General features: G+C 69.5%; 11 protein-coding genes. 4 read left to right on the top strand and 7 right to left on the bottom strand.

The features are described from left to right. Positions 1 to 5 precede the first annotated feature (5 nt). Genes ACZ5IK_RS15395 through ACZ5IK_RS15375 form a run of 5 tightly spaced genes read right to left on the bottom strand, consistent with a single transcriptional unit; the run spans position 6 to position 9998 of the window. Positions 6 to 461 carry a hypothetical protein gene (locus tag ACZ5IK_RS15395; protein WP_465488246.1) on the bottom strand — a complete coding sequence of 152 codons (456 nt, stop codon included), beginning with the start codon at positions 459 to 461 and terminating at the stop codon, positions 6 to 8. Further along, on the bottom strand, positions 458 to 7684 hold the full coding sequence (locus tag ACZ5IK_RS15390) for a WXG100-like domain-containing protein (RefSeq protein WP_465488245.1): 7227 nt from the start codon (positions 7682 to 7684) through the stop codon (positions 458 to 460). The genes ACZ5IK_RS15395 and ACZ5IK_RS15390 overlap by 4 nt, the downstream gene beginning before the upstream one ends. Before the next feature lie 10 nt (positions 7685 to 7694). Then, positions 7695 to 8024, bottom strand: coding sequence for a WXG100 family type VII secretion target (locus tag ACZ5IK_RS15385; protein ID WP_465488244.1), 330 nt, complete (start codon positions 8022 to 8024; stop codon positions 7695 to 7697). Then, a complete protein-coding gene (locus ACZ5IK_RS15380) occupies positions 8024 to 8644 on the bottom strand; it encodes a YbaB/EbfC family nucleoid-associated protein (protein ID WP_465488243.1) in 621 nt (206 codons plus the stop codon). Before ACZ5IK_RS15380 ends, ACZ5IK_RS15385 begins: the two co-directional genes overlap by 1 nt. A gap of 55 nt (positions 8645 to 8699) precedes the next feature. Beyond that, complete coding sequence (locus ACZ5IK_RS15375) at positions 8700 to 9998, bottom strand: MFS transporter (protein WP_465488242.1); 1299 nt, start codon at positions 9996 to 9998, stop codon at positions 8700 to 8702. 208 nt (positions 9999 to 10206) lie between these two features. Here ACZ5IK_RS15375 and ACZ5IK_RS15370 point away from each other — a divergent pair, with 208 nt between their 5' ends. Continuing rightward, positions 10207 to 10788 (top strand): YqgE/AlgH family protein, encoded by a 582-nt coding sequence (locus tag ACZ5IK_RS15370; protein ID WP_465488241.1) that lies wholly within the window; start codon positions 10207 to 10209, stop codon positions 10786 to 10788. Here ACZ5IK_RS15370 and ACZ5IK_RS15365 read toward each other — a convergent pair. Continuing rightward, positions 10785 to 11216 (bottom strand): SdpI family protein, encoded by a 432-nt coding sequence (locus tag ACZ5IK_RS15365; protein ID WP_101611549.1) that lies wholly within the window; start codon positions 11214 to 11216, stop codon positions 10785 to 10787. The two genes, ACZ5IK_RS15370 and ACZ5IK_RS15365, sit on opposite strands and share 4 nt — an antisense overlap. A gap of 65 nt (positions 11217 to 11281) precedes the next feature. On the opposite strand from ACZ5IK_RS15365, the gene ACZ5IK_RS15360 reads away from it, so the two are divergent. The 3 genes from ACZ5IK_RS15360 (at position 11282) to ACZ5IK_RS15350 (ending at position 16281) form a co-directional block, all read left to right on the top strand. Then, positions 11282 to 12433, top strand: coding sequence for an esterase-like activity of phytase family protein (locus ACZ5IK_RS15360; RefSeq protein ID WP_465488240.1), 1152 nt, complete (start codon positions 11282 to 11284; stop codon positions 12431 to 12433). Positions 12434 to 12598: 165 nt separating this feature from the next. Continuing rightward, positions 12599 to 15454, top strand: coding sequence for a leucine--tRNA ligase (gene leuS / locus ACZ5IK_RS15355; protein ID WP_465488239.1), 2856 nt, complete (start codon positions 12599 to 12601; stop codon positions 15452 to 15454). 89 nt (positions 15455 to 15543) lie between these two features. Beyond that, positions 15544 to 16281: an SDR family oxidoreductase gene (locus ACZ5IK_RS15350; protein ID WP_465488238.1), complete on the top strand. Its 738-nt coding sequence runs from the start codon at positions 15544 to 15546 to the stop codon at positions 16279 to 16281. Here the strand turns inward: ACZ5IK_RS15350 and ACZ5IK_RS15345 are convergent. After that, positions 16278 to 16994 carry a TetR/AcrR family transcriptional regulator gene (locus ACZ5IK_RS15345; RefSeq protein WP_465488237.1) on the bottom strand — a complete coding sequence of 239 codons (717 nt, stop codon included), beginning with the start codon at positions 16992 to 16994 and terminating at the stop codon, positions 16278 to 16280. The genes ACZ5IK_RS15350 and ACZ5IK_RS15345 overlap by 4 nt on opposite strands. Positions 16995 to 17008 lie beyond the last annotated feature (14 nt).

Genomic DNA, 17008 nt, shown 5'->3' with positions numbered 1-17008 from the left:
GTGAATCATTCCGCCGGAGGGTCGTACTTCGGGAAGCGCGGCTCCGCCCGGAACGACGGCGGCTCACCGGCGGCGCGGCGGGCCAGCTCGTCCTCCCAAAGCTTGAAGGTGCGCTGGCGGAGCGACTGGATCAACGCCAGTTCCTGTGGCTGCATCCCGCGCTCTTCCCGCTTGGCCTGCGCGTACAGACCGTCGATGGTCTCGTAGAGCGCGAAGGCCGCCCCCTCGCCTTTCAGGTAACGCGCGCGGGCGAACTCGGTCTCCTGCACGAACTTCTGCTCGGACACCTTGCTGATGTCCGAACTCGCCATCGCGCGAAGGACCTCGCGGACGTGACTCGGATCCTCCTCGAACTCGCCGGTGCGCAGATTGAGGAGATATCCGGTGAGGCCCCCGTCCGGCGTCGCCTCGACCCGGTAGGTCTGCGCGTAGTAGGTGAAGTAGGCCGGTGTCTCGATCACGCGTTCTCCTCCGGGGGCTTCGGCAGCCCCAGCCGCAGGCCTTCCATGAACTTCACCCGCACCTGGTTGATCAACGCGGCTTCCAGCTGTGCCTGTTCCCTGGTCAGCCTGCCTTGGCTCGCCTCGTCCGCCGCCCGGTTGTACGTCGGGAAGTCCCGGCGGACCTCGTACAGCGCGTGCTCGAACACGGCGACGTCGTCGATGCTCTCCAGGTGCAGCCGCAGTTCGGCGACGTGCCCGTTCGGCAGCCGGACGTTCATCTGCAGGTCGCGATAGCCGCTCGCCTGCGGATTCGCGAACCGGTCCTCGAATTTGACGATCTTGAGATCCGGATGCGCCATGACGGCGTTCAACGCGTTGTAGGCGTCGGCGACCGTCTTGAACTGGATCTTCGCGCCGACCAGATCGACGAGACGGGAGGCGTCGCCCCCGTACTTGGCGATCTTGGCCATCGCCCGGCCTTCCTTCTTGGGCTCGGTCCGCGCGCCCGCCGTGCCGTCGTTGTCCCCGGCGATCTCGGCGACGATCCGGTTGAGCCTCCCCTGGTTTTCGGGCCAAGCCGCCGCTTCCCGCCGCAGGAACTCCCTGATCCGGGGTTCGTCGCCCACGTGCTCGTCCGGGAAACCGGCGTGCACCCGCTCGCTCGGATCGACGCCGGCGGCCACGTCGGCCGCCGCTTGCGCGAGCTCCCGCTGTTCCGGAGTCAGCGGAGTCTCGCCGGGGCCTGCCTGCTCCACGTCGTCGATCAGCCGATAGTCGCTCGAATGCGCTTCGCGGATCGCGTCTTCGAGCATCGGGATCGCTTCCGGATGCTGAAGAAGGCTGCCGATGGTGACCGGGTTGTGCAGGAGCGACTCGGCGAGGTACGCGTTCGCGGGGTCCTGCAGCAGGTGCATGAGCTCGGGATGCCGGGGCAGCTGCTCGGCGATGAAGTCCCGCATCGGGCCGAGATCGTGGGTGACACCGTCCTCGTCGACGTGCTTGGCCCGGTCCTTTTCCGGATCCAGCCGGTCGAGCGCGGCCGAGATCTCGGGGTCGTTCAGGAACCGCTCGACGTCGGCGCGGACCGCCGGGTCCACGTCGCCCGTGTTGTCGTGCGCCATGCCGTAGCCCCCGTCGCGCGGCGGCGTGACGATCGGGCGGCCGTCCGGGCCGATCCGCGACGGCTGCACGTCAGGCGTGTCTTCCCTGGCGAACGCGATGCGCGGGTCCACCGGCTGATCCGGTCGCGCGAACGCGATCCGCGGGTCGACGGGCCGCGCCGAAGCGGTGTCGGTCTGCGTGGTGTGGCCGTCGGTGTGGTGCGCGGCCGGGCCCTCCGGGACGCCGACGTGCATCAGCCGCACGCCCAGCGGCGGATGCGGCAGGTTCATCAGCGCACCGGACTGCGGATCGATGAACGCGACGCCGTCACGGGTGTTCGCCACCATGGCGACGTGGCCGCGCTCGACGCCGTTCTCGTCGAGGTACTTCACCGCCACGACCGCGTGGTGATCGGTCGGCATGCCCCGCATCTCGCGGATGACCGTGTCGTAGTCGGCCCGATCCGAGAACTGGCCGCCGAAGCGCTGTTCGACGTGCTCCAGCGTGCCGCGGCTGTCCATCTCGTGCACGAGCAGCGGATCGGCCGTCGAGTCGATGCCGTTCAACCGGTCCATGTACGCGCCCGGGGTCCGGGTGCAGTTGGACCGGTAGCCGTTCGCCAGCGCGTCGGGGTCGTTGAAGTGCGGGTTGACCTCGCCGAGCCTCGGGTGCCGGTCCGCGAGGTAGGCGGCCTGCTGCGCGGGGCTCGCCGAACCGGCGTGAATAGCCGGCTCGCTCGGCGGGTTCGTCGCGACCGCCATCGACGAGTAGTCCCGCTCAGGGGCGGGCAGCTCGGCTGTCTGGTCGCCGTCGGAGTGGTCCTGAGCGGGCTGTTCGCCGTACTCGGGTCCCTTGTCCGCGTCCGCGACCCCGTGCTCCGCCGGGTTCTCCGTGGTGAGGTGCGGGGTCTGCGGTTCGTCGAAGCCGCCGAGGCGCGCCATCGACCGTTCCTGGGCGAGGCGTGCGAGTTCGGGCGCCTCCGCGGCGTGCCGGGCCCGCCGCTCGTCCATCTTCTGCTTGGCGGTCTCGGCGTCGAGGTAGCGCGGGTCGCCGGGAGTGACCTCTTCGGCGTGGATGACCCACTTCGGCCGGTCGACCAGCGGCGGAGTCTTGAACTCCTTGCTGTGCACGTAAAGCTGGGTCGCCGGCTTGTTGATGGACTCGTTCTCGCCCGGGTTCTCGGCGAGCGACGAGACGTCCTTGCCCGTCTTCGAGACGATGTGGATCTCGACGTCTTCGCCGAACTTCGACTTCGTGTCGGGCGACGTCTTGATGGTGGCGCTGGTCATCGTCGGCTCGGGGACGGTCTGACCGGGTTCGTAGTGCGCGGCCATGATCGCGGCGGCCCGCTGGTCGCCCTTGGTGTCGATGCCGCGGATGGCCTCGCCGTGGAAGTCCGGCAGCTCGTTGAGCGCGCCGACGATCGCCCGGGTGCTCCGCTGGGCGTTCTCGAAGTCGGGGTGCGACTCACCCCGGCGGTTCGCTTCGTTGATCGCGTAGGCGTGTTCGCGCGAGTACGAGTAGATCGCTTCCGCGGCCTCGGGCGAGACGCGGTCCTGCAGCGGGCTGGCTTCGAGCCGCTTGAGCGCCTTTTCGCGGGCCTGTTCGGCGAGGTCGGCGCTGTCGTAGCGGTCACGGAGGCTCTTGTGATCCTCCGGCGTACCGCGGAAGTCGTCGTCGCCGAGGTAGCTCTCGTCGAGTCGTGACGGCGTCTCCTCAGGACCCCGGAGCCGCTCGCTGATGTCGAGTTCGGTCTTGGGCGCCTGCTCCTGGACGGGCGTTTCGGTGCCGCCGGTCTTGTCGGTGTCGCCGGTCCTGTCGGCGGGCGTCTCGGTGTGCGTCGTCTCCGGTGCTTCCGGCGTGTGCGCGTGCGGAGCGTCGCCGCCGCCCATCGGCATCGCCTTGATCGACGTCGGGTCGTCGGGCAGCGTCGCGAGCCGCCCGGTCATCGGGTCGGCGAAGACCACGCCGTGCGGCGTGTTCACCGCGGCGACGATCCGCGTCTCGATCCGGTCCATGGATCGCGGCGAGCCCGCCGGCGCGTTCGGATCGGCCGCGGCGTGATGCTCGAACGCCACCGCGGTCCGCGCGCCCACCGGACGTTCGCCCAGCTCACGGGCGATGTCGCCGAAGCCGTTCCGATCCGACCACTGCCCGCCGAGCCGGTCGCTGACGTGCTGCAGCGGCGATCCGCCGGTCGACGGACCGGCGACGGCGTCGCCACCGTCCATCCGGTTCTCGAACGCGACCAGCGCCTCGGCCGAGTTGGTCTGGAAGCCGTCCTTCCACGACTCGGGCGCGTAGTAGTTGCGCGTGTTGGCCTCGCCGATCGCGGGAAGCTCGTCCATGACCAGCCGGACCTGCTGATGCGGCGTCTCGGTCGAACCGGCGTGGATGACCGGCGTCCCGCCCTCGTCGAGCGGCTTCGCCAGCTCGGACCAGCCGCCGTCGGGAACGTGTTCCCTCGGCTTGGGGACATCGCGGACCGGGGCGTCGGCGGCGTCGATCCAGCCGCCCTTGCCGTCGGAGATCTTGGTGTCGAGACTGGCGAAGCCCTTGTTCTGGAACAGTTCCGGGTGATCGCGGCGCAGCTGCCGGTCGCGGTCGGCCTCTTCCTGAGCCAGCCGTTCCTGCTCGGCGTTGTTGAACTCACGCCGCTCGGCGACCTTCTGCTGGACCTGCTCCGAGGTCATGTGGCCGTCGTCCCCGGCGACGACCTCTTCGCATTCGACGATCCACTTCGGCTGGTTGCCCGCCGTGCCGTCCGCGACCCGCGCCGCGTATTCGGGGTGCTCGGGATGCCCCGGCCCCGGTTTGACGTCGGTGACGCGCAGCTGCGTCGCCGACTTCATCAGCACTTCGCGCTCGTCCTTGATCGACGCGAGATCCTCGATGTGGCGTCCGGTCTTCGACTGGATGCGCATCTCGACTTCGCCGGGGAACGTGCTGCGCGGATGTTCGGGCGTGACCCGTGACGTGCTCAGCATCTGCGGGTCGACGATGACCTGCCCCGCGGCGTGCGCCGCGAGGAAGCCCTGGATCGCGCTTTCGTTGCCGTGGAAGTTCACCCGCCGCGAGACGACACCTTCGTACGCGGGCATCTCGTTGAGGCCGGAGGTGATCGCCTCGATGTGCGGCCTGAGCGCGTCCAGCTCCGGACCACCGTGACGCTGGGCGTGCGTGATCCGCTCGGCCATGTCGGTCCGCGTGTAGCTGTGCACCGCGTACGCGCCCTGATCCGACATGTTCTTGACGCGCGGATCTTCGTGCGCCTGACGCTTGTCGAGTGCTTCACGACGGACCTGTTCGGCCCGCGACTCCCCGGTCTCGGCGTCGAAACCACGCCTGTCGATCTGCGTTTCGGCGAGCGCGCGGTACGCCGCCGGGTCGTCGGTGTGGAAGTCCGGATCCGTCAGGTACGGCTCGTCGACCGTGGAACCGATGTCGTCCGAGGTCTTGTCGTCGGGAGTGACGTCCTGGGGCGCCTCGGTCTCGTGCGGAGTCTCGGTGTCCTTGGGCAGGTCGTCGTCGAGTTTCCCCTGGTACGACTGGGGCGCGGGTTCCTTCGGCGGTACGGGTGCCTGCTCCGCGGGGCGGACGGGCTCGGCCTGCTGCGGCGGACGCTGCTGCTGCGGACCCGGGTTCGCGTCCTGGCCGGGGCGCGGCGCCGGGACTTGCTGCGGACGTGGTGGCTGCTGGCCACCGAACCGCGGCGGCTCGGCGCCGGGCGGCATCGGGCGGCCGGGCTGCGGGCCGGGGTGCCGGGGCTGTCCGGGGTGCTGGCCAGGGTGGTGCCCGGGCGGGGGCGGCGGCACGGGACCGCGATTGCCCTGGAACGGGCCGTTGCCCGGATGCTGGGGCCGCGGCGGGGGCGGCGGGTGGCCCGCCGGGCCGCGGTTGCCCGGAGGCGGACCGGGCGGAGGCGTCTGCGGACGCGGCGGAACCCCGCCGGGGCCAGGCCTGCCCTGATAGGCCTGCGGGCCCTGCGGCGGCCGCGGACCTTGAGGCGGTGGCGGTTGCTGAGGACGCTGCTGCGGATATCCGCCCTGACCCGGGTGCTGGGGAGGCGGCGGCCCGGTGGGACGCGGCCCCATCGGACCCTGCTGCCCACGAGGCGGCATGGGTCCCTGACCACCACCGGGAGGCGGCGGAGGCGGAAAACCGCCCGGCGGCGGCTGCTGCTGCATCGGCTGGCCCTGGAAGGGCATCTGGGCGGGCGGCTGGTCGAAGCGCGGCTGCTGCGGTCCGCCGTTGCCGGACAGACCGGCGGCCTGGACGCTGTCGTTCGGCCGGGGAGGCCGGGACGGATCGTGCCCGCCCGGCGGGAAACCGCCCGGTGCGGGCCCGTTGCCCGGCGGATTGCCGCCGGGCGCCATGCCGTGGCCGCCCGGGCTCGAACCCTGGTTCGGCGCCATGCCGTACCCGCCGGAAGACGACCCACCGGCCGAGCCCGAGGAGGCGGCCGGTGGCATCGCGCTGGACTGCGAGGGGCTCGGCCCCTGCGAGGGACTGGGCGCCGGAGTTTGTGCCGGACTCGCCGCCGATGTCTGGGCGGGCGTCTGGGACGCGGCCGCCGGTGTCTGCGCCGGACCCGCCGCCGGTGTCTGCGCCGGAGTTTGTGCCGGTGCTTGTGCCGGTGCTTGTGCCGCCGCCGCGGGTGCCTGCTGCTGGTTCGCCGCCGCGGCCTGCTGCTGCTGCTGGCCGGAACCGGCGCCGTTGTCCGCGGCCGGTGCGCTCTGGTGGGGCTGCGCCGCGCGCTGACCGTCGCCGGTGTTCGCCGGGGCGTCCGCCGGACGTTCCGGAGCCTGCGTCGACGACTGGCTGACCCGGTCACTGTCCGGCGCCCGCTGCGGGCCGTTCTCCGAACTCGGCGTGTGCTGCTGTGAGGCCTGCTGAGGAGCCTGGTTCCCGCCGTCCGGCCGCGACTGCGACTGCGCCTGCGACCCGGATGACCCGGACGAAGGCTCGGACGAACTCCGCGACGAGGAATCGCCACTAGAGGACGAATCGCGATTCGAAGGCGAGTCACCGTTCGAAGTGGACCGCGACGAGGAATCGCCATTAGAGGACGAATCGCGGCTTGACGAGCTGTCCGGAGAGCGCGAAGGCGTCCCGGAGTCCCCGGAATCCACGTCCGGCGTCGTCGGACCGTCGACGTCCGGCGTGGCATCGGGCGTGTTCGCGGTGCGGATGTCGCCGATCTGGCTCTTCGCCCCGTCGACACCGCCGCCGACGGCCCCGCCGGAGGCGCCCATCAGGACGTCCTTGGCCGAAAGCTTGTCCAGGTCACCGGTGACGGCGGCCTGCCCGACCGTGCTGGCGACCCCTTCGGCCGCGCCGCGCACCGCACCCCGCGCCGCGCTGTCGACGATCTGGCCGCCCACGCTGTCGGAAAGTCCCTTGGTGGCGCCCTTGCCGATACTGCTGCTGCCCGCGCCGACGACGCCGTCGACGGCGCCGCTGATCGCGGAATCCTTGGTCTTGCTGAAGTCCCAGCTGTCGCGGTCGCCCTTGGCCATCTGCAGGCCCTGGATGCCCGCGTCCATGGCGAGGTTCATCGCCGTGTTCTGCAGGACCTCTTTGCCGATCTTCTTCAGGCCCTCTTTGAGAAGCTTCTCGAGGAGTTCCTTCGCGACCTTCTTGAAGCCTTCCTGCGCGAGCTTCTGCATCAGCTGGCGGAAGATCATCTGGACGGTCATGCGGGTGGCGATCTGCGCCGGCGCGATCCCGGCCGTCGAGCCACCGAACGTCACCGCGGCGGCCGCGATCATCGCGACGATCTGCGCGGCGAGGATCACCAGCGAGATGATGATCATGTACTTCGTGTACTCGACGTCCAGCGCGGTCGCGTTGCACGAGTCGCCGAGAGCCTTCGAGGAATCGGCGAGCGACTTGAAGTACGCCTCGTCGCCCTCGACGAACTTCTTCCATGCCTCGGCGAACTTCTCCGCGCCCTCGCCGGTCCAGCCGCCGAGGACCTCGGTGGCACCCTTGGTCGCGGTGTCGGCGATCGGCTGGACGGCGTTCGAAGCGTTGTGCCAGGCGTCGCGCAGTTCGCGGAGCTTGTCCTCGTCGCCTTCGGGCCAGCTTTCCCCGACGACGATCGGCAAGAGCCACTTGACCGCGTCGGGCATCTCCATACCCACGGCGCTAGGCCTTCTTGTCCAGCGTCGTCTTGATCTCTTCCTCGGCGTTCGTGAACGCGGTCATCGACCGTTCGACGTTGTGCTGCATGCCCCGCAGCGCCTCGACGATGTTCGCGAACCCCTCGGACGAACCCTGCGCGCCCGGCTCGTAGTCCTTCGCGAACTCCTTGCCGGCGTCGTCGTTCCCCCAGCACTGGCCGAGCGAATTGATCGCGGCCATCAGTTCCTTGCCCGCGTCGTCCAACTGGTCCGCGGCGATTCCCAGCTTGGCCGCGGCCGTCTTCACCGCGTCCGGATCCGCGGTGAACCCGCCACCGCCCCCACCGTTCGGCATCAGACTCCCCTGGTCAGCCAGCTCGAAGGCGGCTCTTCCTCGTCATCGTCCTGAGTCTGACGCACGCGTTTCGGAATCGGTTTCGGCGCCGGAGGCGCGGGCGCGGGCGGGACCGGAGGCGGAGGCGGGGCGTCGTCCTTGCGCAGCAGCGGATCCTCGAAGTCTTCGGACTTCGCGGGCGCTTTCGGCTCTTCCTCGTCCGCGAGGAAGTCCGGGATGGCGGGCATCAGCCCTTGCAGCGAAGGAGCGCCTTCGATGAGGTCCGAGAGGTCCGGCAGGCCTTCGGTGATCGGTGCCATCAGCTCGGCGACCTGCTGCTTGACCTGCAGTGATCCCTGGCGCACCAGGGTCAGCACGGTGTTGGCCAGCTGCGCGGGATTGGTGCGCTCGAAGGCGTTCGGCTGGATCTCGAGTTTGGCGAGCGTGCCTGTCGCGTCGATGGTGGCGCGGACAAGACCGTCCTGCGAGACCACCGTCGCGGACGTCTGCGAAGCGGCTTCCTGCGCGTCCCGGAGCTGGGCCGTCTGGCGCTCGAACTGTTCGAGCAGCGTGTCGACCTGGTCCTTCATGGCGGCATTGCGCGCTTCGAGGCGTGCGCTGTCGTCGCCGGCCGTCGTCACTTGAGCCCCCGCAAGTACTTGATCCCGGGCCTACGCCACCCGGTGTCGGTAAGCGTCACCCTAATGCCAAGGGCGGAGCGGTATCGCCTGTTCTCCGTTTTCGCACGGCGAGAAGGTAACCGGCGGCTCCTGCCAGGTAGAGGACGGTGGCCGTGATCAGCAGTCCGGGCGTGTAGGCGTGCCACAACGCAGCCAGCGAGACCGCGGCTACCTGGGTGATGTTGAAAAGCGTGTCGTAGAGGGCGAAGACCCGTCCTCTCGCCTCGTCGGCGACGTCGAGTTGAACCGACGAATCGACACAGAGCTTCAGCACCTGTCCGGCGCCGGTCACCAGGAACGCCGCGAGCAACGCGGCCGGGACCACCATCGGCAGGCCGAGCGCGGACTGCGCGATCGCCGCCAGCACCAGCGCGCCCACCACCGCACGGACCCTGCCGAACCGCCGGATCAGCCGGGCGGTCAGCAGCCCGGCGACCAGGATCCCCGCCCCGGCGAACGCCGCCATCTGGCCCAGCCCCGCCATCCCGGCGCGGAAGATCCCGGCGTCGGTGAAGTGGTTGCGCATCAGCAGCACGGTCACCAGCAGCGAGATCCCGAACGACGCGCGATGGGCGAACAGCGCGACGAACCCGGCCATGACACTGGGCGTGCGCCAAGCCGCCTTCGCACCGTCGGACAGGCCGCGGGCGACGGCGAGGGCCGGGTTCGACGGTTCGTCCACCGTCGACGGCCCGAGCAGACCGCGTGTGAACCCCGAGGCGAGGACGGCGGCGCCGATCCCGCCGAGCGCGGCGACGGCGGTGACCCAGGCGGAACCGGCGTCGTCGGCTCCGGTCAGTCCCCGGAGGCCGATCGCGCAGCCGCCACCGACGACCGCGAGCACCGAACCCCACGTCGCGGCGAAGGCGTTCGCGGCGACCACGGACTTCTCTTCGACGACGTGCGGAAGCGACGCGGACAACCCGGAACCGATGAACCGCGAGATGCCTTCGGACGCCAAGGCCAGGGAGAACAGCCCGATCCCGGCCGCTCCCGTGCCGACGGCGACTGCCGTCGCGAGGATGGTGAAGGACCGGAGGAGGCTCGCGAAGATCAGGACCTTCCGGCGGTCCCACCGGTCGAGCAGGGCACCCGCGAACGGCCCGACGACCGAGTACGGCAGCAGCAGCGCCGCGAACCCGCCCGCCATGGCGAGCGCGTCGGCGGCGCGTTCGGGGTTGAAGAGGACGGCTCCGGCCAGTCCGGCCTGGTACATCCCGTTGCCCCAGTGCGCGGAGAAGCGCGTGAACAGGAGGCGGCGGAAGTCTCGATCGCGAACGAACGCCCTGGTGGGCGCCGTGGCGGTGGTCGTCACACGCGGAAGCGTAGTTGGGGGTCGGTGCGCTTTGAGGTCGCCTCTCGGCGGCTATGCGCAGTGTGGCTCCAGCCGGACGGTATTCCACAAAGGCGGTTCTTCAGTGAGCCCGGGGGACACGGAAAGCGCACCGACCTGGAGTGTCCAACGGTGCTCGTGATGCTCTTGTTCCCTGGCCGGACGATTTGCCTGTGCTCGAAGTGGGATCATGGCGGACGTGCCAGCGGACGCCGAGGTCGAACCGGGAACGCTCCTGGTCGCCGCCCCCACGATGTTCGATCCCAACTTCCGGCGAACCGTCGTGTTCGTCATCGATCACCGGGACGAGGGAACGCTCGGCGTCGTGCTCAACCGGCCGAGTGACGTTCCGGTGTACGACGTGCTCCCCAACTGGGGCGGGCACGTCGCCGAACCGCAGTCGGTGTTCGTCGGCGGTCCGGTGGAGAAGAAGACCGCGTTGTGCCTGGCCGCCCTGCGGACGGGCGAGACGGCGTCCAGCGTTCCCGGCGTGATCGCCGTGCGCGGCCCGGTCGCGCTGGTCGACCTCGACACCGATCCCGAGGTCCTGGTCCCGAAGGTCCGCGGCGTGCGCGTCTTCGCCGGGTACGCGGGTTGGGACTCGGGCCAGCTGGCGAACGAGATCGAACGCGACGACTGGCTGATCGTCCCGGCGCTGCCCAGCGACGTCCTGGCGTCGCCGAGTCACGACCTCTGGGGCCAGGTGCTGCGCCGTCAGGGCATTCCGCTGGCACTGCTGGCCACCCACCCGGGCGACCTCCAGCGCAATTAGGCGGTGGCGGTGTCGGCCTTCTTGAAGACGCCGCAGGTCCCGCAGGCACAGCCGCTGCAGCCAGCAGGCGCTTCCGGCGCGGCGGGTTCGGGCGCGGGCACCGTCGTCGCGGCGCGGTTGCCGAGCGCTCCCCCGGTCACGACCAGCGCGATCATCCCGACGACGCCGACGAACGAGGCGAGCAGCAGACCGAACGTCGTCGGCATGACCAGCGCGGCGACACCGGCGAGCACGGCGATCACGCCACCGGCCAGCGTCGGGAGCCCGGCGACCTTGTTGCCGAGGCGGAAGGCTTCTTCGCTGCGCATCGTGGCGGCCGTCCGCACGCCCGCGCCGCGGTCACGCGGCAGCTTCTCGCGCAGGCCGAGGAACCCACCCCAGCCGACGAGGACACCCAGCACGATCGGGACCAGCGCTATGACGAACACTCCACGAGGATAAGCGTGACGTTCCGGCAACCTGCCGGATACCCTGATCGACTGTGCTACAGGCCATGTCACGCCGAGTCCTAGCCGCAGCCCTGATCGGGGCCGTTCCCCTCACCCTGATGGCGGCCCCGGCCGCTCAAGCCGAACACCGTCCGTTGCGGTTGATCGGTGAACAGATCGTCCCGAATTCGCTGCTCTACCAGGGCACCGTCGTCGGAGGACTGTCCAGCATCGACTACGACCACCGCACCGGCGAGTACGCGCTGATCTGCGACGACCGGTCCGCCATCAACCCCGCCCGGTTCTACACGGCGAAGTTCTCCCTCGACGCCAAGGGACTCGGCCCGGTCACCTTCACCGGCACCAAGCCGCTCCTGCGGCCCGACGGCACGCCGTACCCGCCGCTCGCGAAGAACGACCCGGCGCAGCCGCCGAACATGCAGACCATCGACCCCGAAGAGCTGCGTGTCGACCCCTGGACCGGCCACTATCTCTGGTCACAGGAGGGCGAGCGGTCGGCGGCGGCGCGCATCGACCCGTCGATCCGCGAGGCGAAACGCGACGGCTCCTACGTCCGTGACCTGCCGATCCCCGCCAACGAGAAGATGACCGAGACGGCGGGGCCGCGGCAGAACCTCGTCCTCGAAGGACTCACCTTCGCCGGTTTCGGCTCGCTCGTCGCCAGCTCGGTGGAGGGTCCGCTGCTGCAGGACGGTCCTGAACCGACCACCACGTCGGGCGCCCTCTCGCGCATCACGCTGCAGTCGCGGTTCGGCCCGGTGCTCGCGCAGTTCGCGTACCCGCAGGACAAGGTCTTCGCGTCGCCGAACCCGCCCGGAGCGTTCGCGACGACCGGCGTCTCGTCGCTGCTGGCCGTCGACCAGGCCGATCCGACGCGTTTCCTGGTGATGGAGCGCGCGTTCGTCACCGGCGTCGGCAACAAGATCCGGATCTACGAGATCGACACCAAGGGCGCCACGAACATCGCGAAGACGCCTTCGCTCGGCGACGCCAAAAACGTCAAACCGGTCAAGAAGCGCCTGCTCGCGGACCTCGCGGACTTCAAGTTGTCCACTGTGGACAACGTCGAGGGGATGACCTGGGGTCCGCGTCTGCCGAACGGCGAGCGCAGTCTCGTGCTCGTCAGCGACAACAACTTCTCCGCGACGCAGGTGACCCAGTTCATCGCTCTGGCGGTCCCCTCGGAACGGCTTTGACCAGCGGGTTAAACTGGCTTCATGAACACGGCTCGGCTGCTCCTTAGCCTGCCGCGCTGACCTCGGCCGAACGGCCGGGACCAGCGCGGCGACCCCTCATGCCCTCCGGGCTGAGGGGTCGAGTTGTTTCTGGAGTGGCTTGACGTGGATGAGCACGGAGGATCGATGAACCAGGCGAGCGAAGCGCCCAGCGGCGCCGACGCGGCCCCTCAGCACCGCTACACCGCGGAGCTGGCGGGCCAGATCGAGCAGCGCTGGCAGGACTACTGGTCCGACCACGGCACCTACCACGCGCCGAACCCGGTCGGCCCGCTCGCCGATGAGAGCGGTGAGGTCCCCTCGGACAAGCTGTTCGTCCAGGACATGTTCCCGTACCCCTCGGGCGCCGGTCTGCACGTCGGGCACCCGCTGGGCTTCATCGCGACCGACGTCTTCGCGCGGTACCACCGCATGATCGGCCGCAACGTGCTGCACACGATGGGCTTCGACGCCTTCGGCCTGCCCGCCGAGCAGTACGCGGTGCAGACGGGACAGCACCCGCGCAAGACCACCGAAGAGAACATGCAGACCTACCTGCGCCAGATCCGGCGCCTGGGCCTGGGGCACGACGAGCGTCGCCGGATTTCCACGATCGACCCGGACTACTACAAGTGGACCCAGTGGATCTTCCTGCAGATCTTCAACTCCTGGTACGACGAGAAGGCCGGTAAGGCCCGCCCGATCGTCGAGCTGGAGACCGAATACGCGCAGGACAAGCGCAGCACGCCGGACGGCCGCAACTGGTGCGAGCTGACCCGCGCCGAGCAGCTGGAGATCGTCGACTCGCACCGGCTGGTCTACATCTCCGAGGCGCCGGTGAACTGGTGCCCGGGGCTGGGCACCGTGCTGTCGAACGAAGAGGTCACCTCCGACGGCCGCAGTGAACGCGGCAATTTCCCGGTGTTCCGGCGCAATCTGCGGCAGTGGATGATGCGGATCACCTCCTACGCCGATCGTCTGGTCGACGATCTGGACCTGCTGGACTGGCCGGAAAAGGTCAAGTCCATGCAGCGCAACTGGATCGGCCGATCGCACGGCGCGCGGGTGTCGTTCGATTCCGGCGAGCGGAAGATCGAGGTCTTCACGACCCGCCCGGACACCTTGTTCGGCGCGACGTACCTGGTGGTCGCCCCCGAGCATCCGCTGGTCGACGAGCTGACCGCCGCCACGTGGCCGGAAGGCGTCGACGCCCGCTGGACCGGCGAGGCCGCCAACCCGGCCGAAGCCATCGCCGCCTACCGTGCCGCCGCGGCGCGGAAGTCCGAATTGGACCGTCAGGAGAACAAGGAGAAGACCGGCGTCTTCACCGGCTCCTACGCGGTGAATCCGGCCGACGGCAAGGAAATCCCGGTCTTCGTCGCCGACTACGTCCTGATGGGCTACGGCACCGGCGCGATCATGGCCGTCCCGGGCCAGGACACCCGCGACTGGGAATTCGCCGAGAAGTTCGGCCTGGAGATCATCCGCACCGTCCAGCCGTCCGACGGCTTCGACGGCAAGGCGTTCACCGGCGACGGACCGGCGATCAACTCCGGCTTCTTGGACGGCATGGCCGTCGACGAGGCCAAGAAGACGATGATCGGCTGGCTGGAGGAGCACGGCCACGGTCGAGGCACCGTCCAGTACAAGCTGCGCGACTGGCTGTTCTCGCGCCAGCGCTACTGGGGCGAGCCGTTCCCGGTCGTCTACGACGAAGACGGCCAGGTCCACGCGCTGCCGGACAGCATGCTGCCGATCGAACTGCCCGAGGTCGCCGACTACTCGCCGGTGACGTTCGACCCGGAGGACAAGGACAGCACGCCGTCCTCGCCGCTGGCGCGCGCCACCGACTGGGTCGAGGTCGAACTGGACCTGGGCAACGGCAGGAAGACCTATCGCCGCGACATCAACACGATGCCGAACTGGGCGGGCTCCTGCTGGTACCAGCTGCGGTACCTGGACCCGACCAACCCGGACGTGTTCGTCGCCCCGGAGAACGAGGAGTACTGGGTCGGCCCGCGTCCCGCCGAGCACGGTGTCGACGACCCGGGCGGAACCGATCTGTACGTCGGCGGTGTCGAGCACGCGGTGCTGCACCTGCTGTACTCGCGGTTCTGGCACAAGGTGCTGTTCGACCTGGGCCACGTGTCGTCCAAGGAGCCGTACCGGAAGCTGTTCAACCAGGGCTACGTCCAGGCTTACGCCTACACCGATTCCCGCGGCGTCTACGTCCAGGCCGACAAGGTCGAGGAACGCGACGGCAAGTTCTTCTTCGGGGACGAAGAGGTCAAGCAGGAATACGGCAAGATGGGCAAGAGCCTGAAGAATGTCGTCACGCCCGACCAGATGGCCGCCGATTACGGCGCCGACACCTTCCGTTTCTACGAGATGTCGATGGGCCCGCTGGACGTTTCGCGGCCGTGGGCGACCAAGGACGTCGTCGGCGCGCAGCGCTTCCTGCAGCGGCTGTGGCGCCTGGTCGTCGACGAGGAGACCGGCGAGCTGCGTGTGTCCACTGTGGACGCCACGGACGCCGATCGCAAGCAGCTGCACAAGGCGATCGCCGGTGTCCGCGAGGACTACGCGGAACTGCGGTTCAACACGGCCGGCGCGAAGCTGATCGAGCTGAACAACTACGTCACCAAGACCTACGGCTCGACCGAGGCGACGCCGCGTGAACTGGTGGAGTCGCTGGTGCTGATGCTGGCGCCGCTGGCCCCGCACCTGACCGAGGAGCTGTGGAAGCGCCTGGGCCACGCGGATTCCCTGGTGCACGGGCCGTTCCCGGTCGTCGACGAGAAGTACCTGGTCGAAGACACCGTGGAGTACCCGATCCAGGTCAACGGCAAGGTGCGCTCGCGCGTCACCGTGCCCGCCGACGCGGACAAGGACGCCGTGCAGGCGGCCGCACTGGCCGACGAGAAGGTCGCCGCCCTGGTCGGCGACGGCACGCCGCGCAAGGTGATCGTGGTGCCGGGACGTTTGGTCAACATCGTCCTGTAGCTACACGGCGGAAAGACGCCAGCGTCGAGGGTCATGAGGCGATTCGATGGAGTTGTTCAAGGACAACGAAATCGAACGGAGAACACCGCATGACCCTCGACGGCAAGGTGGCAATGGTGACCGGCGGCAGCCGAGGGATCGGTGCCGCCACGGCGATCCGGCTCGCCGAGGACGGCGCCGACGTCGCGCTGACCTATCAGCACAACGCCGAACTCGCGGCGGGCGTCGTCGACAAGATCAAGGCGCTCGGCCGTCGAGCGCTGGCGATCCAGGCCGACAGTGCCGACGCCGCGGCCGTGGCGGCCGCGGTCGAGACGACGGTCGCCGAGTTCGGCAGGCTCGACGTGCTGGTCAACAACGCGGGCGTCGGCTTCGTCGGCCCGCTCGACCAGACGAGCCTGGAGGACATCGACCGCGTGCTCGCGATCAACGTCCGCGGCGTCTACGTGGCCACGCAGGCCGCGGCGCGGCACCTCGGCGACGGCGGACGCGTGATCACCATCGGCAGCTGTGTGTCGGATCGCGTGCCCGGCCCCGGGATGTCGTTGTACGCGGTGAGCAAGACCGCGCTGCTGGGCCTGACCAAGGGCCTCGCCAGGGAACTGGGGCCGCGCGGGATCACCGTGAACATCGTCCACCCCGGCCCGACCGACACCGACATGAACCCGGCCGACGGCCCGTACGCCGCCGACCAGCGGAGCCTGACGGTGTTCGACCGCTACGGCTCGCCGTCCGAGGTGGCGGCGTCGGTGTCGTTCCTGGCACGGGCCGAAAGCAAGTACGTGACCGCCACGACCGTTTCGGTCGACGGCGGGCACGCGGCCTAGCCGGCGGTCAGGCCGATCTCGCGCGCGAGATCGGCCAGCATCGCGTCGAAGAGGACGTCCGGTTTCGAGAACGGGATCGGATAGTTGCCGAAGACCTCGAGCGTGACGTGCCCGTAGAGCCGGGCCCAGAACTGGATCATCAGGTACGTCACGCCGAGGTCGAGCTTCTCGAGCGGGAACTCCGCACCGGACTCCTTGAGCACGGTCAGCAACTCTGCCTGGAACGCGGTGAGATCGTCGCGCAGCTCGGCGGGGACCACGTCGTTCGACGGCGTCACCAGATCGTGCATCGCGAGCACCCGGCCCGCCGCGGCGAGGAAGATCCGCCCGAACGGCTCGTCCAGCCTGTTCCCCGCGTCCGACGACGGCGACGCGAAGACCAGCGTGAACTCCTTGGTGTGCGCGAGCGCCCAGCGCCGGAAACCCTTGCAGATGGCGAAAAGCTGAAGAGCGCCCTCGTCCGGCAACTGCGCGATGTCCTCGGCGAGACCGGCCGCGAGATCCGCGACCACGTCCGCGCGAAGATGCTCGACCAGGTCGTCGCGTGAGCCGTAGTAGCGGTACAACGCCGGCGCCGTGATGCCGAGCTCGCGTGCGATCGCCCGCAGCGTCACGGCCTCCGGGCCCTGCTCGACCAGGAGTGCCCGCGCCGTCCGGCGGATGTCCTGATCGGTCGCAGCCCGCTCGCGACCCCTGCGGCTGGGGTTGTTCATCCGGGCATTCTAGG

It is taken from the genome of Amycolatopsis sp. NPDC031561 (assembly GCF_055580625.1).
Note: the sequence above shows the minus strand (reverse complement) of the source record. Positions and strands in the feature narration are given on the sequence as shown.

What these genes read in the sequence shown, in the direction of transcription:
- ACZ5IK_RS15390 (WP_465488245.1), bottom strand. Translation starts at nt 7,684, where the DNA reads ATGGAGATGCCCGACGCGGTCAAGTGGCTCTTGCCGATCGTCGTCGGG.
- ACZ5IK_RS15385 (WP_465488244.1), bottom strand. Translation starts at nt 8,024, where the DNA reads ATGCCGAACGGTGGGGGCGGTGGCGGGTTCACCGCGGATCCGGACGCG.
- ACZ5IK_RS15370 (WP_465488241.1), top strand. Translation starts at nt 10,207, where the DNA reads ATGGCGGACGTGCCAGCGGACGCCGAGGTCGAACCGGGAACGCTCCTG.
- ACZ5IK_RS15360 (WP_465488240.1), top strand. Translation starts at nt 11,282, where the DNA reads ATGTCACGCCGAGTCCTAGCCGCAGCCCTGATCGGGGCCGTTCCCCTC.
- leuS (WP_465488239.1), top strand. Translation starts at nt 12,599, where the DNA reads ATGAACCAGGCGAGCGAAGCGCCCAGCGGCGCCGACGCGGCCCCTCAG.
- ACZ5IK_RS15350 (WP_465488238.1), top strand. Translation starts at nt 15,544, where the DNA reads ATGACCCTCGACGGCAAGGTGGCAATGGTGACCGGCGGCAGCCGAGGG.
- ACZ5IK_RS15345 (WP_465488237.1), bottom strand. Translation starts at nt 16,994, where the DNA reads ATGAACAACCCCAGCCGCAGGGGTCGCGAGCGGGCTGCGACCGATCAG.